This is a genomic window from Dongia sp., from assembly GCF_041905885.1.
GTDB lineage: Bacteria > Pseudomonadota > Alphaproteobacteria > Dongiales > Dongiaceae > Dongia.
Genome location: NZ_JAYRKD010000024.1, coordinates 25,823 through 42,672, shown reverse-complemented (window position 1 = coordinate 42,672; position 16,850 = coordinate 25,823). Strand labels below are relative to the sequence as shown.

Here is a 16,850-nt window from a genome sequence, read left to right as displayed (position 1 = left end):
AAGCATCATCGCCGCGTGTTCGGCGGCCATGCAACCTTTTTCGGGTTAAGATTCGGAAAACCGCTGCGCCATAAGGGGTTAGTTAACTCGTGCTGCGACAATTCGCGCCCTTCGGCGGTCCGCGGTGTGAGCCTATCCGGGCGGTGACTCGGGGTTTTGCAAATTGCAGACGACGCTTTTGCCCGGCTTTTCGGGCTTTTTTGGCGCGGCCGCGGCCGGTACGATCGCGGATCCGGCGTTTCGATGTAACCACCTGCGCTGCAACGCCTTTTCGTCGCATCGGCCGCGGTTGACTTACGCCGGCCGAACCCCTAGTTTCCGCCCCGCTTAACCCAGGAATTGTTAGGCCGCTGGCCCCGAGGGGCTCCGTCCGTCCACGAGTTTCGTGCGCGGGCGCATTCATGTTTTGGGCATTTGGAATCCCAGGGACTTTAAAGGGCGCATGTTCGAGAAGCTTTCCGAACGTCTGAGTGGTGTCTTCGACAAGCTGACCCGGCGCGGTGCGCTGTCGGAAGCTGATGTCGACGAGGCCCTGCGCGAAGTCCGCGTCGCCTTGCTCGAAGCCGACGTGGCGCTGCCGGTGGTGAAGGACTTCATCGAGCGCGTCCGTGTCGGTGCGGTCGGCGAGAAAGTCATCAAGTCGGTCACGCCGGGCCAGATGGTGGTGAAGCTCGTCCATGACGAGCTCGCGCGCACCCTCTCCGCCGGCGAGAGCCAGGAACCCGGCATCTCGCTCAACGCCCCGTCGCCGGTGCCGATCCTGATGCTGGGCCTGCAGGGCTCGGGCAAGACCACGACCACCGCGAAGATCGCCAAGCGCCTCACCGAGAAGCAGAACAAGAAAGTCCTGATGGCGTCGCTCGACGTGCGCCGTCCGGCCGCCCAGCAGCAGCTCGCCGTGCTCGGCGAGCAGACCATGGTGAAGACGCTTCCGATCGTTCCCGGCGAGCCGCCGGTCGCCATCGCCAAGCGCGCGATGCAGATGGGCCGCCTCGAGGGCTTCGACGTCGTCATCCTCGACACCGCCGGCCGCCTCGCCATCGACGAAGAGCTGATGGCCGAAGTGAAGGCGGTCAGCGACGCCGTCCATCCGCATGAGAGCCTGCTGGTCGCCGATGCGATGACCGGCCAGGACGCGGTCACCGTCGCCAAGTCCTTCCGCGAGAAGGTCGGCGTCACCGGCATCGTGCTGACGCGCATCGACGGCGACGCCCGCGGTGGTGCGGCACTCTCGATGCGCCAGATTTCCGGCGCGCCGATCAAGCTGCTCGGCACCGGCGAAAAGCTGGACGCGATCGAGGATTTCCACGCCGACCGCCTGGCCGGCCGCATCCTCGGCATGGGCGACATCGTCAGCCTGGTCGAGAAGGCGATCGAAACGACCGAGGCCGAGGAGGCCGAGCGTCTCGCCAAGAAGATGCAGAAGGGCCAGTTCGATCTCGACGACATGGCCTCGCAGTTGAAGCAGCTGCAGAAGATGGGCGGCCTCGCCGGCGTCATGGGCATGCTGCCCGGCATCGGCAAGATGCAGAAGCAGCTCGAAGGCAAGGTCGACGAGAAGCATGTGAAGCGCTCGCTCGCCATCATCTCATCGATGACGCCGAAGGAGCGCCGCAACCCGGATCTCATCAAGGCCTCGCGCAAGAACCGCGTCGCCGCCGGTTCCGGCACCAGCGTGCAGGAAGTGAACAAGCTCCTGAAGCAGCACCAGGAGATGCAGCGCATGCTGAAGCAGGTCTCCAAGCTCGGCCAGAAGGGCCTGATGCGCCACGGCCTCGGCGCCCTGATGAAGGGTGGCATGGGGGGCCCCGGTGGAATGGGTGGCGGCGGCGGCATGGGTGGGATGCGATGATCGATCATCTCTCGGTCGGCGTTTCCGATCTCGCGCGCGCCAAGCGTTTCTACGACGACGTGCTGGCGACCATCGGCTGTGCCTGCATCTTCACCGTCGATGTGCCGGGCGTCGGCGTCGTCACCCATGGCTACGGCGAGATCGGCAGCGACCATCCGCGCTTCTGGATCGGCCTGCCTGAGAAGCGGGTCGATGCCGGTGCCAATGCCGAGGGCGGCGCGCATATCTGCTTCGCCGCCAAGCGCCGCGCCGATATCGACGCCTTCTACGCCGCCGCCATCAAGGCCGGCGGCAAGGACAACGGCAAGCCGGGCCTGCGTCCGCAGTATCACCAGAATTACTACGGTGCCTTCGTCATCGATCCCGATGGCAACAAGATCGAGGCCTGCAGTCACCATCCCGAATGATTCCAGTTTGACTTCAAAGGAGAGACCAAAACCATGTCGTTGAAGATTCGTCTGGCCCGCGGTGGCGCCAAGAAGCGCCCGTTCTACCGGATCGTCGTGGCCGAGAGCCGCTTCGCCCGTGATGGCAAGTTCGTCGAGCGCATCGGTTCCTACAACCCGATGCTGACCAAGGAAGACCCGCTGCGCATCGTGCTCGACACCGAGCGCGCCAAGTATTGGATCTCCAAGGGCGCGACCCCGTCGGAGCGCGTGCAGCACTTCTTCCACAAGGCCGGCCTGATGGAAGCGCCGAAGCGCCACGAGCAGACCAAGCAGGATAAGCCGAAGGCGAAGGCTCAGGAGCGCGCCAAGGCCCAGGCCGACGCGGCTGCGAAAGCCGCCGAAACCCCGGCCGCCTAAGCTCTTTCATCCCGAGTGGTGAAGGATAAGAAGCAGATGATCCTGTTGGGCGCGATCGCCGGTGTGCATGGCGTCAGGGGCGAGGTGAAGGTGAAGTCCTTCACCGCCGATCCCCTGGCGATCGCCACCTATGGTCCGCTCTACGACGACGACGGCCGCCGCTTCGATCTGAAGCTGACGCAGAAGGCGGCCAAGGACACGATCGTGATCGCGCGGATCGATGGCATCGTCGACCGCAATGCCGCCGAGGCGCTGAAGGGCAAGAGGCTCTATGCGCCGCGCGACGCTCTGCCGGCGATCGAGGACCAAGACGAGTTCTATGCCACCGATCTGATCGGCCTTCGGGTCGAGGATCGCAACGGCAAGAACTTGGGCAAGGTCGTCGATCTCGCCGATTACGGCGCCGGCGACATCATCGCGATCGCGGGCGGTCCGGACGGCGATTTCGAATTGCCCTTCGCCGATCGCTTCGTGCCGGTCGTGGATCTCGCGGCGTCAAAGATCGTCGTCGATCTGCCTGAAGACTTCTTCTTCACTCCGGCCCGCGATGCGGAGGAAGAGGGAGGTGACTGAGCGCAAGCCCTGGACGGCGCGCGTGCTGACCCTTTTCCCGGAGATGTTTCCGGGCCCGCTGGGGCAGAGCCTCGCGGGCAAGGCCTTGGAAAAGGGTTTGTGGCGGCTGGAGACTTCGGACATCCGGAGCTTCGCCACCGACAAGCACAAGACCGTCGATGACACGCCGTTCGGCGGCGGGGCGGGGATGGTGATGCGGCCCGATGTGGTCGATGCGGCGCTGGAAGCGGCGACGCAGGACGGGTTGGGTCCGGCCATCTACCTCACGCCACGCGGCCAGCGGGTCGAGCAGGCGCTGGTGCGGGACTGGGCCGCGGGACCGGGAATGGTTCTGGTCTGCGGCCGCTACGAGGGGCTCGACGAGCGGGTGATTGAGGCCCGCGGGCTCCTGGAGATCAGCCTCGGCGACATCGTCCTTTCGGGCGGCGAGCCGGCGGCTCTGGCGATGATCGATGCCTGCGTCCGACTGCTGCCCGGTGTCATGGGCGCCGAGGAGACGCTGGAGGAGGAGAGTTTCGAGCGGGGGCTGCTGGAGTACCCGCATTACACAAGGCCCGCGGAATGGAAGGGCCGGATGGTGCCGGAGGTGCTGCTCTCCGGCCACCACGAGAAGATACGGGCCTGGCGTCACGCCGAGGCCGAAGCAGTGACGAAATTGCGGCGGCCCGATCTTTGGGCCGCTTACGAGAAAACGAGCCCCCGGGCTCTGAAACACAAGAATACGAGACGAAAGGAAGACTGAAATGAGCACCCTGACGAAGATTGAAGAGGCGCAGGTCGCCAAGCTGAAGGAAACCGCGAAGCTGCCGGACTTCCGTCCCGGCGACACCCTGAAGGTCAACGTGAAGGTCGTCGAAGGCGACCGCGAGCGCGTGCAGGCCTTCGAGGGCGTCTGCATCGCCCGCAAGAATGCCGGCTTGAACTCCAGCTTCACCGTGCGGAAGATCTCCTACGGCGAAGGCGTCGAGCGTATTTTCCCGCTCTACTCGCCGCGCCTGACCTCGGTCGAGGTGGTGCGCGCCGGCGACGTCCGCCGCGCGAAGCTCTATTACCTGCGCGGCCGCCGCGGCAAGGCCGCCCGCATCTCCGAGCGCGTGGACAACACCCAGGCGACCTCCGAGTAACGCGTCCCGCTCATGGCAGCACTGCCGTGAGCGAAGTTTGATTCTCCGCGCCGGCGCTAAATACTGGCGCGAGCGATACGGACCCCCACCCTGACCCTCCCCCTGAAGGGGGAGGGAGAAGAGGGCGCTCTCGCTTACCCCCTCCCCCTTCAGGGGGAGGGTAGGGGTGGGGGACGAATCACTAGATCTCAACCGGACACAGAACCTGCCATGCCGAAAACGCTCTTCGACAAGATCTGGGAAAACCATCTGGTGCACCGTCAGGACGACGGCACGTGCCTGATCTACATCGACCGCCACCTCGTCCATGAGGTGACCAGTCCCCAGGCCTTCGAAGGGCTGCGCAACGCCGGCCGCAAGGTGCACCGGCCGCATGCGACGCTCGCCGTGGCGGACCATAATGTGCCCACCACCGACCGCTCCAAGGGCATCACCGAGGAAGAGAGCCGGATCCAGGTCGAGACCCTGGAGCAGAACTGCCGCGACTTCGGCGTGCCCTATTTCTCGATGGACGACATCCGCCAGGGCATCGTCCACATCATCGGCCCGGAGCAGGGCCTGACCCAGCCGGGCATGACCATCGTCTGCGGCGACAGCCACACCGCCACCCACGGCGCCTTCGGCGCATTGGCTTTCGGCATCGGCACCTCGGAAGTCGAGCATGTGCTGGCGACCCAGACGCTGATCCAGCGCCCGGCCAAGAACATGCTGATCCAGGTGAACGGCAGCCTGGGGCTCGGCTGCACCGCCAAGGACATCGTGCTCGCCATCATCGGCAAGATCGGCACCGCGGGCGGCACCGGCTATGTCATCGAATATGCCGGCGACGCGATCCGCGGCCTCTCGATGGAAGGCCGCATGACGGTCTGCAACATGTCGATCGAAGGCGGCGCCCGCGCCGGCCTGATCGCCCCCGACCAGGTCACCTTCGATTACCTGAAGGGCCGCCCGATGGCCCCGAAAGCCGGCGCCTATGAGCAGGCGGTCTCCTACTGGAAGACCCTGCCGAGCGATCCCGGCGCCAAATACGACACCGAGATCAAGCTCAACACGGCCGACATCGCGCCGCAGGTGACCTGGGGCACCAGCCCCGAGGACGTGCTGCCGATCACCGGCAAGGTGCCGAACCCGGGCGACGTCGCCGACGAGAACAAGCGCCGCGCCATGGAGCGCGCGCTCGACTATATGGGCCTGAAGCCCGGCACCAAGCTGACCGATGTCGCGATCGACCGCGTCTTCATCGGCTCCTGCACCAACGGCCGCATCGAGGACCTGCGCGAAGTCGCGAAGATCGCTGAGGGCAAGAAGGTGGCGTCCAACGTCAACGCGATGGTCGTGCCGGGTTCCGGTCTGGTGAAGCAGCAGGCGGAAGCCGAGGGCCTGGACAAGATCTTCATCGAAGCCGGCTTCGAATGGCGCGAGCCCGGCTGCTCGATGTGCCTGGCGATGAACCCGGACAAACTGAAGCCCGGCGAGCGCTGCGCCTCGACCTCCAACCGCAATTTCGAAGGCCGCCAGGGCCGCGGCGGCCGCACGCACTTGCTCAGCCCCGCGATGGCCGCGGCAGCCGCCATCACCGGCAAGCTCGCCGACGTGCGACAGTTGGGGAAGTGACGAGTCAGAGCTTCTTCTGAATCGTTACACGCGTTTCTCACTGTGCCGGCCGTCAGCTTGCTTGCCGCGGGACTTGCGAATCAATTAGCTAGGGTATCCTGGCGACGCGGTGGCCGCCGAGTCGCTTCCAGTCCGATGACAGGAGCCCAACCATGCTGAGCCAACTCGCCCCCCACGCCCCCAAGATGCACGGCATTCTTCGCATCATGTCGGGACTGCTGTTCCTGGCCCACGGGACCCAGAAATTCCTCTCTTTCCCGGCGGGGGAGATGGCTGGCTACGGTTTGACCTTCTCGAGCCCAGCCGCCTTTGCCGGCATCGTCGAACTGGTCTGCGGCGCGCTGATTGCACTCGGCCTGTTCACCCGCCCCGCCGCCTTCCTCGCCTCCGGCACCATGGCAGTCGCCTACTTCATGGCGCATATGCCGCAGAACTTCTTTCCGGTGAATAACGGCGGCGACGCCGCCATCCTCTACTGCTTCGTCTTCCTCTACTTCGTCTTCGCCGGCCCGGGCGCGTTCAGCCTCGACAGCCGGCTGCGGAAGTAAGCGGCTCCGCTCTACGCGGAGGATGACGAAGAAGCGGTCACCGGAATCCGCGCCACCACCTTGATCTCGAAGTCGAAGCCGGCGAGCCAGTTGACCCCGATCGCGGTCCAGTTCGGATAAGGGGGCTCGCCGATTTCCTCGGCGCGCACCGCCATGAAAGTTTCGAACTGTGCCGCCGGGTCGGTATGGAAGCTGGTGACATCGATGACGTCGTCGAAGCTGCAGCCTGCCGCCGCGAGCACCTCGCGCAGGTTGGCGAAGGCCCGCCGCACCTGGTCGGCGAAGACCGGCTCCGGCGAGCCGTCGGCGCGGCTGCCGACCTGGCCTGAGACGAACAGCAGATCGCCGGAGCGGATCGCCGCCGAATAGCGGTGCAGGTCGTAGAGCGCATGGCGGTCGGCGGGAAAGACGGCATCGCGCTTGGAAATCTGTGACATGGGCTGGGGTCCTTTGTGCCTGAGCGGAGAGAAGGCAGAAATAGGCCCTCGGCATTCCGTCGATTAGACATTGAAATCCGTATAGGCTGCTGCAATATCGCCAGCAATGCCGAAGCCCTCGCTCAACGACCTCACCGCCTTCGTGGCGGTCGCCACCCACCGCAGCTTCCGCGGGGCGGCCGACGAGCTCGGCACCGCGCCCTCGACCCTCAGCCACGCGATGCGCGGGCTGGAGGAGCGGCTGGGTGTGCGGCTCCTCAACCGCACCACCCGCAGCGTCGCGCCGACCGAGGCCGGCTTCCGCCTGCTCGGGCATCTGCAGCCCGCCCTGGCCGCGCTCGACGACGCGCTGAACGGTGTCGCATCCTTCCGCGGTAAGGTCGCCGGCACGGTCCGCCTCAACGCCCCGCGCCTGGCGGCGGCGCTGCTGGTCCGCGGCGTGCTGCCGGCGATGGCCGAGCGCCATCCCGATGTCACCGTCGACCTCGTCGCCGAAGGCAAGCTCATCGACATCGTCTCCGGCGGCTTCGACGCCGGCGTCCGCCTGATGGGCTCGATCCCGCGCGACATGATCGCGGTCCCGCTGGGCGCGCCGCTCCGCTTCCTCTGCGTGGCGTCACCGGCCTATCTGAAACGCGCCGGCATCCCGAAGACGCCGGACGACCTCAGGCATCATCGCTGCATCGGCCATCGCCTGCCGGGCGGCAGGCTCTACCGCTGGGAATTCGAACGCGCCGGCCAGGCGCTGACGATCGACGCCCCCGCCGCCGTCGTGCTCGACGACGAAGACCTGATGGTGGAGGCCGCGGTGCGGGGCTTGGGTATCGCCTATGTCCTCGCGCCCGCCGCCGCCCCGGCACTCAAGGCCAAGCAGTTGCGCGAAGTCCTCTCGCCCTGGCTGCAATACGCCGAGGGCGTTGCCGTCTACTACCCCGGCCACCGCAAAGTCCCGCCGGCGCTGCGCGCCTTCCTGGACGTGGCGCGCGAGGTGGGGAAGCGGCGGTAGTACGCGGTGTCGGATCTATGCCAAATGGGGTAGAGCCGCGCCCTATTTCGCCATGGAACTCCGCCGGCGAAGACGATACTTTCGCAACAGCATCTCGCGTTTCGCTTGTAGTCGTGCCTCGGCGTCGCAAAGGGGAATCGGATGTCTCCAGACGTGGACGGGATCATTGAGCGGATCTACGGCGCGGCCGTCGATCCCGCCGGGTGGCAGGATGTGATCGATGCCCTCGGCGCGCATTATCCGGAAGGCCACGGCACGCTTCTCAACCACGATCTCTCGCTCGGGGACGGGTCGTTCACCGTGGTCTCCTCGAACTGGCACCCGGACTGGGTCGGAAAGTACAACCAGCACTTCGCCAGGGTGAACCCTTGGCTGCGCAACCTGCCGCGCCGCCCGGTCGGCCTGGCGGTTCCGGCGGAATACATGCTGGACCGCGCCGAGCTCAAGAAATCCGAGTTCTTCGCGGATTTTCTCCGGCCGCAGAATATGGTCACCGGCATCGGCGTCACCATCCACCAGGACCGCGAGCGCTTCCTGGCGGTGAGCTACCTGCTGCCGGACCGCGAGGATGATCGGGTCACGCGCGATGTCTCCCTGCTGCAGCAGCTGGCGCCGCATTTCCGCCGGGCGATGCAGATCAACCACCGGCTGGAGCGGGCGAATATCGAAGGCGCCGCGGCCGAGATGGTCCTGGATCAGCTGGCGACCGGATTCATCCTGCTCAACGCCGCCGGGCGCGCGGTGTTCTTCAACCGGTCGGCCGAGAGAATGCTGCACCAGGAAGACGGCATCCACCTGGAGCGCGACGGAACCGTGCAGTCCCTGGACGCGCGGCTCGCCGTCTGCGTCAGCCGCGTGCTCGAGCAGAGCGACGAGCCCGCCCAGGAAGTCGCCGGCGCGCTGCGCATCGCGCGCCCGTCGGGGCAACCCGCCTGGTCGGTGCTGGTGGTGCCGATGATCCCGCGCATGGGCGCGATCGAGGCGATGCGCGGCATGGCCGCGATCCTGATCAGCGAGGAGGGTCGCAAGTCCAGCGTGACGGCCGACCTCGCCTCGGCCTTCGGCTTCTCGATGGCCGAAGCGCGCGTCCTGGAGCGCCTGGTCGAAGGCCGCAGCGTGACCGAAGCGGCCGGCGAGTTGCAGATCTCGGTCGGCACCGCGCGGGTCCACCTGAGGAACATGTTCGCCAAGCTCGGCGGCGGCCGCCAGTCGGAGCTGATCCGCCTGGTGCTCAGCCACCCGCTCTGGATGATCCGCCGCGAATAGCGCTGCCCGCTAAGTCGCCAACCGCTCCATCACCGACCACGCGATTTTGGTCCGGACCTCGTTCGGATAGAACCGGTTCGCCAGCAGCACGATGCCGAGTTTCTGCTCCGGCGCGGCGAAGAGATAGGCGCCGAAGCCGCTGGTCGAGCCGGTCTTGTTGAAGATGATATCGCTGCGCGGCGGCATCGGCGGCGTGATCGCCGTTGTCGGATTGGCTTTCATCGACATCTGCTGCGAATTCCCTTCGGTCATCGCCTGCAACGCGACCGGCATCGCATACTGTTCCCAGATGAGGTCCTGGATGAACGGACCCGAGCGGTAATAGCCGACATGGGTCGCGGCGACGGCGCGGGCAACCGCGTCCTGCACCGGCGCGCCGACGCCCATGCTCACCTCGAGATAGCGCAGCATGTCGTCGCTGGTCGAGACGACGCCCCAGGCCTCGGCGGCGATCGGCCCGCGGCCTGCACGCACCGGCTTGCCATCCTTGTTGGTGCCCCAGGCATAGGCCTTGGCATCGAGCAGGTTGACGAAGGTGCGGGTGAGGCCGAGCGCTGGGAACAGGCGGCCATCGGCGAGCTGGGCGAAACTCTCGCCCATGGCCCGTGCGGTTACGATGCCGAGCAGCGCGACGCTGGGATTGGCGTAAGTGCGCTTCGTGCCGGCGGGGAATTCCGGCTTCCAGGCGCGGTACCAGCCCATCAGCTGGTCGCGCGTCTTCACATTCTCCGGCAGCTGCAGCGGGAAGCCGCCCGGCGTGTGGGTGGCGAGATCGAAGAGCCGCACCGCGCCGATCGGACTGCCCTTGAGCTCGCTGATGTGTTCGCCGACCGTGTCGGTCAGCTTCAGCTTGCCGTCGATCTCGGCCAGGGCCGCGAGGGTTGCGGTGAAGGTCTTGCTGATGGAGCCGAGCTCGAACAGGGTCGCGCGCGTCACCGGCAGCTTCTGCTTCGGCGAGGCGCTGCCGAATTCCGCGAAATGCCGGCGCCCGTCGATCGTGACGCCCACTGCCATGCCCGGAATGCCATACTGCGCCATCACCGGCTTCACCGCGGCGTCGATCGCCGCTTTGACCGTGGCGGGCTCATCGGCATTCGCGGCGAAGGCACGGCCGATCCGCCCGAGCGTGAGAGTCGAGAGTGAGCCGGCCAGCAGGAGCCATTGGCGACGGTTGATCATCACGCGGGTTTCCATCTCTAAGGGTGCGGCGTCAGCCGCTCACTCATTGCCGGCCCAATCGGCCGCTTCTGCGGCGGAAGCGGGGAGATTTCGCGGAGGTCATGTTGAACCGCGAGAACAAAAGGAATACAATGCGTTTCAGCGGCTTGAGGCGGAACCTTTACAGGGCCTTTACGCAGGCCGGATGAGCGCGGGCCACTGAATAGGGATTTTCATATTGATTCGCAATGGCTTGCAAGCCATTGACGGATCCAGCCCGTAAAGGTCGGAAAGCCTACTCCGCGGCCTTGATCGGGGCGGCTTCGGGATCCTGCGGCGCCTCCAGCGCTTCGGCGAAGACCGCGCGGCCGCGGCCCATCTGCTTGGCGGCATAGAGCGCCTCGTCGGCGGCGCGCATCACCGCCGAGCCGGTGATGCCGCAGAGCGGCGCCTGGGCGACGCCGAGGCTGACGCCGACATCGGTCTCCTGCCCGTTGTCGACGCGGATCGGCTTCAGGATCGCGTCGATGATGCCGGTGCAGAGCAGGTTCAGGCGGCGCTTGTCGGTGAAGGCATGGACCAGGATGATGAACTCGTCGCCGCCGGTGCGGCTGACCACGCCGCTCTCGCCGACTTCCTTGGCGAGCCGCTCGCCGACGGTGCGGATCACGATGTCGCCGGCCCCGTGCCCGAAAGTGTCGTTGACCGCCTTGAAGCGGTCGAGGTCGCAGGCGACGACCGCGAAGGCCTTGTCCGGCAGGCCGGCCACCGCTTCCTCCAGCGCCTCGCCGAAGGAGAGGCGGTTGGCGAGGCCGGTCAAGGCGTCATGCCGCGACAGATGCCGGGTGCGGCGCTCGCTGGTCTCGAGCTGGTTGGACATCTTGCCGAGGCGCTGCGCCATCAGGAGCGCTGCGGCGGCGACCAGCGCGCCGATCGCGCCGACGATCGGCAGGATCACCGACCAGATATGCGCGCCCGGCAAGGCGTTCTGCCAGACGAAGGTGCCGACCACCTGGCCGCTCAGGGTCTTGATATCCTCCCGCGTGCCAGTGGTTGCAGCAGCGTCGCCGGCGGCCACGAAATCCAGCGACTGGAAGCCGAGCTGGCTGCGGAGATAGGAGACCTCGTCGGTGTCGATGAACTTGGCGTTGACCAGGATCACCGGCGGCCCGTCGGGCAGCGCCACCTCGTTCTCATAGGGCACGATGGCGGTGGCGCTGACCAGCGCCGGCTTGCCTTCGATGGTCTGGAACGCACCGGAGAAGATCTCGCCGATCTCGCTCAGCATGATGGCGCGGTCGCCGATCGTCGCCGCCCGGGCGCTGTATCCGCCCTTGATGGTGATGCGGTTCTTCATGTATTGCGCGACCGCCTTGTCGATCAGCGCCTGCATGTCGGCGTCGAGCGTGAAGGCGGTCGGGCTGAAATCGACCTCGCTGCCGCGCGCATAGGCCAGCAGCTTCTTGTCCGGCCCGACCAGCAGGGTGCGGTCGAGGCCGTAGTTGTACCAGAGCGCCGTCGCCGTCTCGTCGCTGACGAAATCCGGGTCGAAGTCGAGGCTGATGTTGCGGACCGATTCGTCCCAGATAGATTCCTGGGTCTGGTCGCGCGCCAGCATGATGAAGCGGCTGGCCAGCACGTGGCGGAACAGGTTGACCTCGCTGGCCCGCGCCTGCTGGTCGGCTTCCTCGGACGAGAGCTTGCCGACATAGAGCATGGCGCCGGTGAAGGCCGCGATCAGCACCGCGGCGAAGATCAGGATCAGCGACGAGATTCGCAGCGGCAAAAGCCGCCTGGTGACGCCTCGCTCCTCGCTCGCCCGCGCGCTGCGGTTCATGACCCCGATCTCCCCGAAAATCGCAGAAGCTTGCGGGTCAGATCGTTAAGAGAGGGCTAATGCCGAAACGGGCCTGCAGACCGGGGGTCGCCGTCTCCGCACCCGGCTCGACAGGGGGCCGGGGCGGAGACCCATGGGCTTCTTCAGCGGTCGGGTTTGGACCCATGGATGCCCGCGGACTTGGGGGGCGGGCATGGCGAAGCTGTTTTTCTGCTTCTACCGCCGCGCGACCCCCTTCATGCGCTCCGGACTGCGGCGCTGCAGTCGCTGTTATATATCGTAGAGCGATATAATATGGAGACGAATTGGAAGAGCGTCGCGGCAAGCCCGTACCCCAATATCCACCATTGCGCCGCAACGCCGGGCCGGGCACTTATGAAGCATGGGGAAACGGCCGGACGGCGAGATGACGGAGATCAAGGGGAAGGGGGCGGCGGGCGAGCGGGGCAAGCCGCAGACCGCGGATTATCAGGCCCTGGCCAACTTCCGCTACACCTTGCGCAAGTTCCTGGAGTTCAGCGGCAGCGCCGCCAAGAGCGTCGGCCTCACCCCGCAGCAGCACCAGGCCATGCTGTCGATCATCGGCGCGCCGGACGGGCAGGCGGTGACCGTCGGCTTCCTGGCCGAGCGCATGCTGCTCAAGCATCATTCGACGGTGGAGCTGGTCGACCGCCTGGTGGAGCTCGACCTGGTCTCCCGTCAGCCCGATACCGCCGACCGTCGCAAGGTGCTGCTGGCGCTGACGCCCAAAGGCCGGCGCCTGCTCACCAAGCTCTCGACCGCGCATCTCGAGGAGCTGCGCCGGATCCGCCCGGTCTTCGCCGAGCTCCTGGAACGGCTCGATGTCTAACGGGCGACCCGCTACCGCGCGAACTGCGCCGTCGCCAGGATCAGCTTCATCGCATCGAGGCCCGACTGCCAGGCGCCGTGCGCGGTCTGGAAGGCATCGGGCGAGGTCGCCTCGCCGGCGAAGAACAGTTTGTCATCGATCGGCTGCGCCAGCGCCGCGCGGGCCTCGCCGCCGCCTGGCACCAGCACCGAATAGGCGCCGCCGATGCAGGCATTGGTGGTCCAGCTGGTGGCCCGCGACTGGCGGATGTCCTTGAGGATCTCCGTACCGAACAGCTTCGCCAGCGTGTCGCGACCGTATTCCAGCATCGCCGCGTCACCGGCCAGCGCCAGGTCGCGACACTGCACGCCGCCGAGATAGAGCGTCGCCATCGGCCGGTCGAAGGGATGGATGTGGAACGAGCCCATCGGCGCGTCGGGCCAGTCCATCATCGCAAAATGCGTCTCCAGCCCGACGAAGGGATCGCCGGCAAACTCGAAGGCGATCTTTTCGGCGAAGCCCAGGGGCAGCTGGGCGATCGCCTCGTGCTTCCAGTCGGGCAGCAGCGGGAAGAATTTCAAGCGCTCGCCGGCCAGCACCGCGGTCGAGACCGTGACCAGCACGGCCTTGGCGAACAGCATGCCGTCCAGCGTGCCGACCATGACCGCGTCGCTGCCCCAGTCGATCGACTTCACCGGGCAGGAAAGGCGAATCTCGATCGCCCGCCGCACTTCCTCGGCCAGGCTCTTCACCAGCGCGCCGAGCCCGTCTTCCACCGGCCAGTTCTCGCCGGTGTCGCGATAGCGCGCGAGATTGAGCGTCGAGGCATTGCGCGGCTCGGTCGAGATGTATGGCGCGAAGCTCTGGCGGAACAGCTGTGCCCAGCGGCTGGCCGGATCGATGCAGCTCTCGCAGGAAACATCCTCGCCGGCCTCACCGGTCGCGTGGATCCGATCATAGGTCGCGGTGTACATCGCGGCGTATTCGGCGGCGATCGAATCGTTCAGCCACCAATGGCCGTCATGGATCCGGAAATCGATCTCGCCGCGCCGATAGCGGAAGCCCAGGCGATCGGCGATCGGCCGCAGTGGATTGATGCTGGCGGCATGCAGCCATTGGCAGCCGTGGTCGAAGGGCTGGCTAAAGCTTTCGAAATCGGTGAAGGCGCGGCCGCCGACCCGGTCCTGGGCCTCCAGCACGATCGCGTTCAGGCCGGCATCGCGCGCCGCATGGGCCGCGGCGATCCCGGCGACTCCGGCGCCGATGATGATCAGGTCGAACTCGTTGCTGGTGATGGGCGGCCGCCGATCGATCATGGCTTACCGCACGATCTCGGCAAGAAACGCGTCGGCCAGGCTCACATAGCGCGCGATGTCTTCGGCGCTGTGGGCAAAGGAGACCTGCGGCCCGGCCGAGACGACCGCATCCCAGACCTCGCGGTTGGCCATGAAGACCCGGCGCGCATCGATCATCTCGATGTCCATGGATTCCGAGGCTTCTTCCGCGTTGGTCGGGAAATCCGGCTTCAGGCAATAGCCGGAGCGGGGCCCCAGGTGGAAGGCGCGCCAGTCGAGCCCGTGCTTCCTGAACACGGTCTCCAGCCCTTCGGCCAGCGTCTTGCCGAGGCTATCCACCCGCGCATAGTTCTCCGGGGTCAGCACCTGTTCCAGCGCCGCCTTGGCCGCGGCGACGGCAATCGCGCTGCCATAGGTCGTGCCGCCGGTCGCGAGCCCCTTCGACCCGATGTCGAGGCCGATATCGCTGTCGAGATGCTTCTCCATCACGTCTGCGATGGCGCGGGTCATGCCGTAGAGCGCGAAGGAGACGCCGGTGCCGAGACCCTTGCCGAGGGTCACGAAGTCGCAGTCGAGCTTGCGGCTCCCCGCCATCCCGCCATATTCGAACTGGAAGGTATGCGCTTCGTCGAGGCAGAGCAGGGCGCCGTATTGCCGCGCGAGTGCGCCCAGGCCTTCGATGAAGCCCGGCTTCGGCTCGACCAGCAGGCAATTGGTAAGCGCGGGCTCGGTGATCACCAGCGCGATCTCATGGGCCTTGAGCGCCGCCTCGGCGGCGGCGAGATCGTTGAACGGGACGATGATCGATTCCTTGGCGGTGCGCGCCGAGAGGCCGAGCTGGATCGGCACCGTCTCATTGCCGCGCTGGGTCACCAGCGATTCCTCGATATGGCCGTGATACTGGCCATCGAAGATCAGGATCTTGGTGCGGCCGGTCATGAAGCGGGCGATGCGCATCACCTCGGTGTTCGCCGCCGAGGCCGAGAGGGTGAACTGCCAGGCCGGCAGGCCGACGCGGCGGGCGAGTTCCTCGGTGACCGCGCGGGTGTCCTCCACGGCCAGCAGGAAATGCGCGCCGTTGGCGACCGCGCGGCTGACCGCCTCGACGATCGGCGGCGGGCCATAGCCCATGGTCATGGCGAGATCGCAGACATTGAAGTCGCAATACCGGTTGCCGTCGATGTCGCGGAAGAAGGCGCCTGCGCCGCCGCCGGCGACGATCGAGTTGTGCCGGTAGAGCCCGGCCATCCAGGCGACCGGCACGCCGTTCGGCATGCTGGCGCGCGCGGCTTCGAGCCAGGCGCGGGATTTCGGAGTCCGTGCCGCGAAGGCGGCTTCTTCCCGCTTGCGCAGTGCCGCGAGGGCGGCGCGATCGACCCGGCCGTTGAGATGGGTTCCTGTATCCATTTGAAGTTCATAGCAGGCGGAGTCCGGCTTGTCCCTCCAGGGCCTGGCCACGCTGCCGATCGCTAAAATACGCGCCAAATTTCTTCTCGTGATTTCAGCGTGTTATTCGGGTTTTTCGGCGGCGGAATTAATTCGGCCTTAAGCGTTTGCTGGGACAATTTACCCCGTAGAATCGGAACTGCCGCAATCGCCGCAAAGGCGCCCAGGGGTTCCGCAGTCAGATAGGAAACCCAAGATGCGACGCCGCCAGAAGACCCGGTTACTCCCGCTGCTGATCGTCGGCTTTGTATTCGCCGCGCTCAGTGCACCGGCCCTGAATGCCAGCCAGACCGGCGGCTGGTCGGTGGTGGTGGCGAACAACGCCTTCGTCGATCACGGCAACGGCGATGCGCCCACCGCCGTCGTGATGGGCGGCAACGTCGCGCCGGGCGATCGCCTCACCACCGGTGACGGCGGCGCCTTGGTGCTCAGCCGCGGCGAAGACCTCGTCACCATGGCGGAGAACAGCCGGATCGAAATCGTCGATCCGCAACCGACCTCGAACACGCTGATCGACCAGCCCTACGGCCATGTCGAGTATCACGTGACCAAGGAGAAGGTGCCACATTTCCAGGTCGATGCGCCGCTGCTGGCGACCATCGTCAAGGGCACGACCTTCTCGGTCGATGCCAGCGATCAGAAAAGCTCGGTCAGCGTCAGCGAAGGCCGCGTCGAGGCGAAGAACCGCCGCACGGGCGATTCCCAGTCTGTGGGCGCCGGCGAGCGCGGCACCGTCGAGACCCGCGACCGCGGCGTCGAAGTCGGCGCGGCGCCCAGCAAGGCCGCGTCCGAAGCCCCCGCCGGCAGCAACCCTTCGGGCAATTCCGGCAATGGCAATGGCAACGGCAATGGCAACTCCGGCAGCGGCAACAACGGCAACGGAAATGGCAACGGCAACAATGGCAACGGCGGGGGCCATGGCAACGGCAATAACGGCAACGGTAATGGCGGCGGCAATGGCAACGGCAATAATGGCAACGGTAATGGCAATGGTGGCGGCAACGGCAACGGCCACGGCAACGCTTTTGCCCGCGGCCGCAACTGATCAATCCGGCGCCA

Annotated in this window: 17 protein-coding genes; 12 read left to right on the top strand and 5 right to left on the bottom strand. The window is 66.3% G+C overall.

The features are described 5' to 3' along the window. The first annotated feature begins 442 nt into the window (after positions 1-442). The 8 genes from ffh to ACH2CY_RS20960 all read left to right on the top strand — a co-directional run bounded on the left by ffh (position 443) and on the right by ACH2CY_RS20960 (position 6,517). On the top strand, positions 443-1,852 hold the full coding sequence (gene ffh, locus ACH2CY_RS20995) for a signal recognition particle protein (RefSeq protein ID WP_395021445.1): 1,410 nt from the start codon (positions 443-445) through the stop codon (positions 1,850-1,852). Beyond that, positions 1,849-2,259 (top strand): VOC family protein, encoded by a 411-nt coding sequence (locus ACH2CY_RS20990; protein WP_395021443.1) that lies wholly within the window; start codon positions 1,849-1,851, stop codon positions 2,257-2,259. Before ffh ends, ACH2CY_RS20990 begins: the two co-directional genes overlap by 4 nt. A 33-nt stretch (positions 2,260-2,292) precedes the next feature. Continuing rightward, on the top strand, positions 2,293-2,658 hold the full coding sequence (gene rpsP / locus ACH2CY_RS20985) for a 30S ribosomal protein S16 (RefSeq protein ID WP_395021441.1): 366 nt from the start codon (positions 2,293-2,295) through the stop codon (positions 2,656-2,658). 36 nt (positions 2,659-2,694) lie between these two features. Then, positions 2,695-3,231, top strand: coding sequence for a ribosome maturation factor RimM (rimM, locus tag ACH2CY_RS20980; RefSeq protein ID WP_395021439.1), 537 nt, complete (start codon positions 2,695-2,697; stop codon positions 3,229-3,231). After that, positions 3,206-3,973 carry a tRNA (guanosine(37)-N1)-methyltransferase TrmD gene (trmD, locus tag ACH2CY_RS20975; protein ID WP_395021438.1) on the top strand — a complete coding sequence of 256 codons (768 nt, stop codon included), beginning with the start codon at positions 3,206-3,208 and terminating at the stop codon, positions 3,971-3,973. The genes rimM and trmD overlap by 26 nt, the downstream gene beginning before the upstream one ends. A gap of 1 nt (position 3,974) precedes the next feature. After that, a complete protein-coding gene (gene rplS, locus ACH2CY_RS20970; protein WP_395021437.1) occupies positions 3,975-4,355 on the top strand; it encodes a 50S ribosomal protein L19 in 381 nt (126 codons plus the stop codon). A 210-nt stretch (positions 4,356-4,565) separates the two neighbouring features. Then, positions 4,566-5,969 carry a 3-isopropylmalate dehydratase large subunit gene (gene leuC, locus ACH2CY_RS20965; RefSeq protein WP_395021436.1) on the top strand — a complete coding sequence of 468 codons (1,404 nt, stop codon included), beginning with the start codon at positions 4,566-4,568 and terminating at the stop codon, positions 5,967-5,969. Between the two features lie 152 nt (positions 5,970-6,121). Beyond that, positions 6,122-6,517, top strand: a complete 396-nt coding sequence (locus tag ACH2CY_RS20960; protein ID WP_395021435.1) for a DoxX family protein — start codon at positions 6,122-6,124, stop codon at positions 6,515-6,517. A gap of 11 nt (positions 6,518-6,528) precedes the next feature. On the opposite strand, the gene ACH2CY_RS20955 is transcribed toward ACH2CY_RS20960, so the two are convergent. Continuing rightward, the gene (locus ACH2CY_RS20955; protein ID WP_395021434.1) at positions 6,529-6,954 is read right to left on the bottom strand and encodes a RidA family protein; all 426 of its coding nucleotides are present in this window, start codon (positions 6,952-6,954) and stop codon (positions 6,529-6,531) included. A 106-nt stretch (positions 6,955-7,060) separates the two neighbouring features. Here ACH2CY_RS20955 and ACH2CY_RS20950 point away from each other — a divergent pair, with 106 nt between their 5' ends. Beyond that, complete coding sequence (locus tag ACH2CY_RS20950) at positions 7,061-7,960, top strand: LysR family transcriptional regulator (RefSeq protein WP_395021433.1); 900 nt, start codon at positions 7,061-7,063, stop codon at positions 7,958-7,960. 153 nt (positions 7,961-8,113) lie between these two features. Continuing rightward, complete coding sequence (locus ACH2CY_RS20945; RefSeq protein ID WP_395021431.1) at positions 8,114-9,226, top strand: helix-turn-helix transcriptional regulator; 1,113 nt, start codon at positions 8,114-8,116, stop codon at positions 9,224-9,226. A gap of 9 nt (positions 9,227-9,235) precedes the next feature. Here ACH2CY_RS20945 and ampC read toward each other — a convergent pair whose 3' ends face one another. Next, positions 9,236-10,405 carry a class C beta-lactamase gene (gene ampC / locus ACH2CY_RS20940; protein ID WP_395021430.1) on the bottom strand — a complete coding sequence of 390 codons (1,170 nt, stop codon included), beginning with the start codon at positions 10,403-10,405 and terminating at the stop codon, positions 9,236-9,238. Positions 10,406-10,679: 274 nt separating this feature from the next. Continuing rightward, positions 10,680-12,221 (bottom strand): diguanylate cyclase domain-containing protein, encoded by a 1,542-nt coding sequence (locus tag ACH2CY_RS20935; RefSeq protein ID WP_395021428.1) that lies wholly within the window; start codon positions 12,219-12,221, stop codon positions 10,680-10,682. A 406-nt stretch (positions 12,222-12,627) separates the two neighbouring features. Between ACH2CY_RS20935 and ACH2CY_RS20930 the strand changes: the two genes are divergently transcribed. Beyond that, on the top strand, positions 12,628-13,071 hold the full coding sequence (locus ACH2CY_RS20930) for a MarR family winged helix-turn-helix transcriptional regulator (RefSeq protein ID WP_395021427.1): 444 nt from the start codon (positions 12,628-12,630) through the stop codon (positions 13,069-13,071). An 11-nt stretch (positions 13,072-13,082) separates the two neighbouring features. Here the strand turns inward: ACH2CY_RS20930 and ACH2CY_RS20925 are convergent, their stop codons facing one another. Then, positions 13,083-14,366 (bottom strand): flavin monoamine oxidase family protein, encoded by a 1,284-nt coding sequence (locus ACH2CY_RS20925; protein WP_395021426.1) that lies wholly within the window; start codon positions 14,364-14,366, stop codon positions 13,083-13,085. Positions 14,367-14,369: 3 nt separating this feature from the next. Then, entirely contained in the window at positions 14,370-15,752 is a 1,383-nt protein-coding gene (locus ACH2CY_RS20920) for an aminotransferase class III-fold pyridoxal phosphate-dependent enzyme (RefSeq protein WP_395021425.1), read from the bottom strand. Positions 15,753-15,987: 235 nt separating this feature from the next. Here ACH2CY_RS20920 and ACH2CY_RS20915 point away from each other — a divergent pair, with 235 nt between their 5' ends. Then, a complete protein-coding gene (locus ACH2CY_RS20915) occupies positions 15,988-16,836 on the top strand; it encodes a FecR domain-containing protein (protein ID WP_395021424.1) in 849 nt (282 codons plus the stop codon). Positions 16,837-16,850 lie beyond the last annotated feature (14 nt).

Bases quoted from the DNA above. Each gene is read 5' to 3' on its own strand.
- ffh (WP_395021445.1), top strand. From the start codon at position 443: ATGTTCGAGAAGCTTTCCGAACGTCTGAGTGGTGTCTTCGACAAGCTG.
- ACH2CY_RS20990 (WP_395021443.1), top strand. From the start codon at position 1,849: ATGATCGATCATCTCTCGGTCGGCGTTTCCGATCTCGCGCGCGCCAAG.
- rpsP (WP_395021441.1), top strand. From the start codon at position 2,293: ATGTCGTTGAAGATTCGTCTGGCCCGCGGTGGCGCCAAGAAGCGCCCG.
- rimM (WP_395021439.1), top strand. From the start codon at position 2,695: ATGATCCTGTTGGGCGCGATCGCCGGTGTGCATGGCGTCAGGGGCGAG.
- trmD (WP_395021438.1), top strand. From the start codon at position 3,206: ATGCGGAGGAAGAGGGAGGTGACTGAGCGCAAGCCCTGGACGGCGCGC.
- rplS (WP_395021437.1), top strand. From the start codon at position 3,975: ATGAGCACCCTGACGAAGATTGAAGAGGCGCAGGTCGCCAAGCTGAAG.
- leuC (WP_395021436.1), top strand. From the start codon at position 4,566: ATGCCGAAAACGCTCTTCGACAAGATCTGGGAAAACCATCTGGTGCAC.
- ACH2CY_RS20960 (WP_395021435.1), top strand. From the start codon at position 6,122: ATGCTGAGCCAACTCGCCCCCCACGCCCCCAAGATGCACGGCATTCTT.
- ACH2CY_RS20955 (WP_395021434.1), bottom strand. From the start codon at position 6,954: ATGTCACAGATTTCCAAGCGCGATGCCGTCTTTCCCGCCGACCGCCAT.
- ACH2CY_RS20950 (WP_395021433.1), top strand. From the start codon at position 7,061: ATGCCGAAGCCCTCGCTCAACGACCTCACCGCCTTCGTGGCGGTCGCC.
- ampC (WP_395021430.1), bottom strand. From the start codon at position 10,405: ATGATCAACCGTCGCCAATGGCTCCTGCTGGCCGGCTCACTCTCGACT.
- ACH2CY_RS20935 (WP_395021428.1), bottom strand. From the start codon at position 12,221: ATGAACCGCAGCGCGCGGGCGAGCGAGGAGCGAGGCGTCACCAGGCGG.
- ACH2CY_RS20930 (WP_395021427.1), top strand. From the start codon at position 12,628: ATGACGGAGATCAAGGGGAAGGGGGCGGCGGGCGAGCGGGGCAAGCCG.
- ACH2CY_RS20925 (WP_395021426.1), bottom strand. From the start codon at position 14,366: ATGATCGATCGGCGGCCGCCCATCACCAGCAACGAGTTCGACCTGATC.
- ACH2CY_RS20920 (WP_395021425.1), bottom strand. From the start codon at position 15,752: ATGGATACAGGAACCCATCTCAACGGCCGGGTCGATCGCGCCGCCCTC.
- ACH2CY_RS20915 (WP_395021424.1), top strand. From the start codon at position 15,988: ATGCGACGCCGCCAGAAGACCCGGTTACTCCCGCTGCTGATCGTCGGC.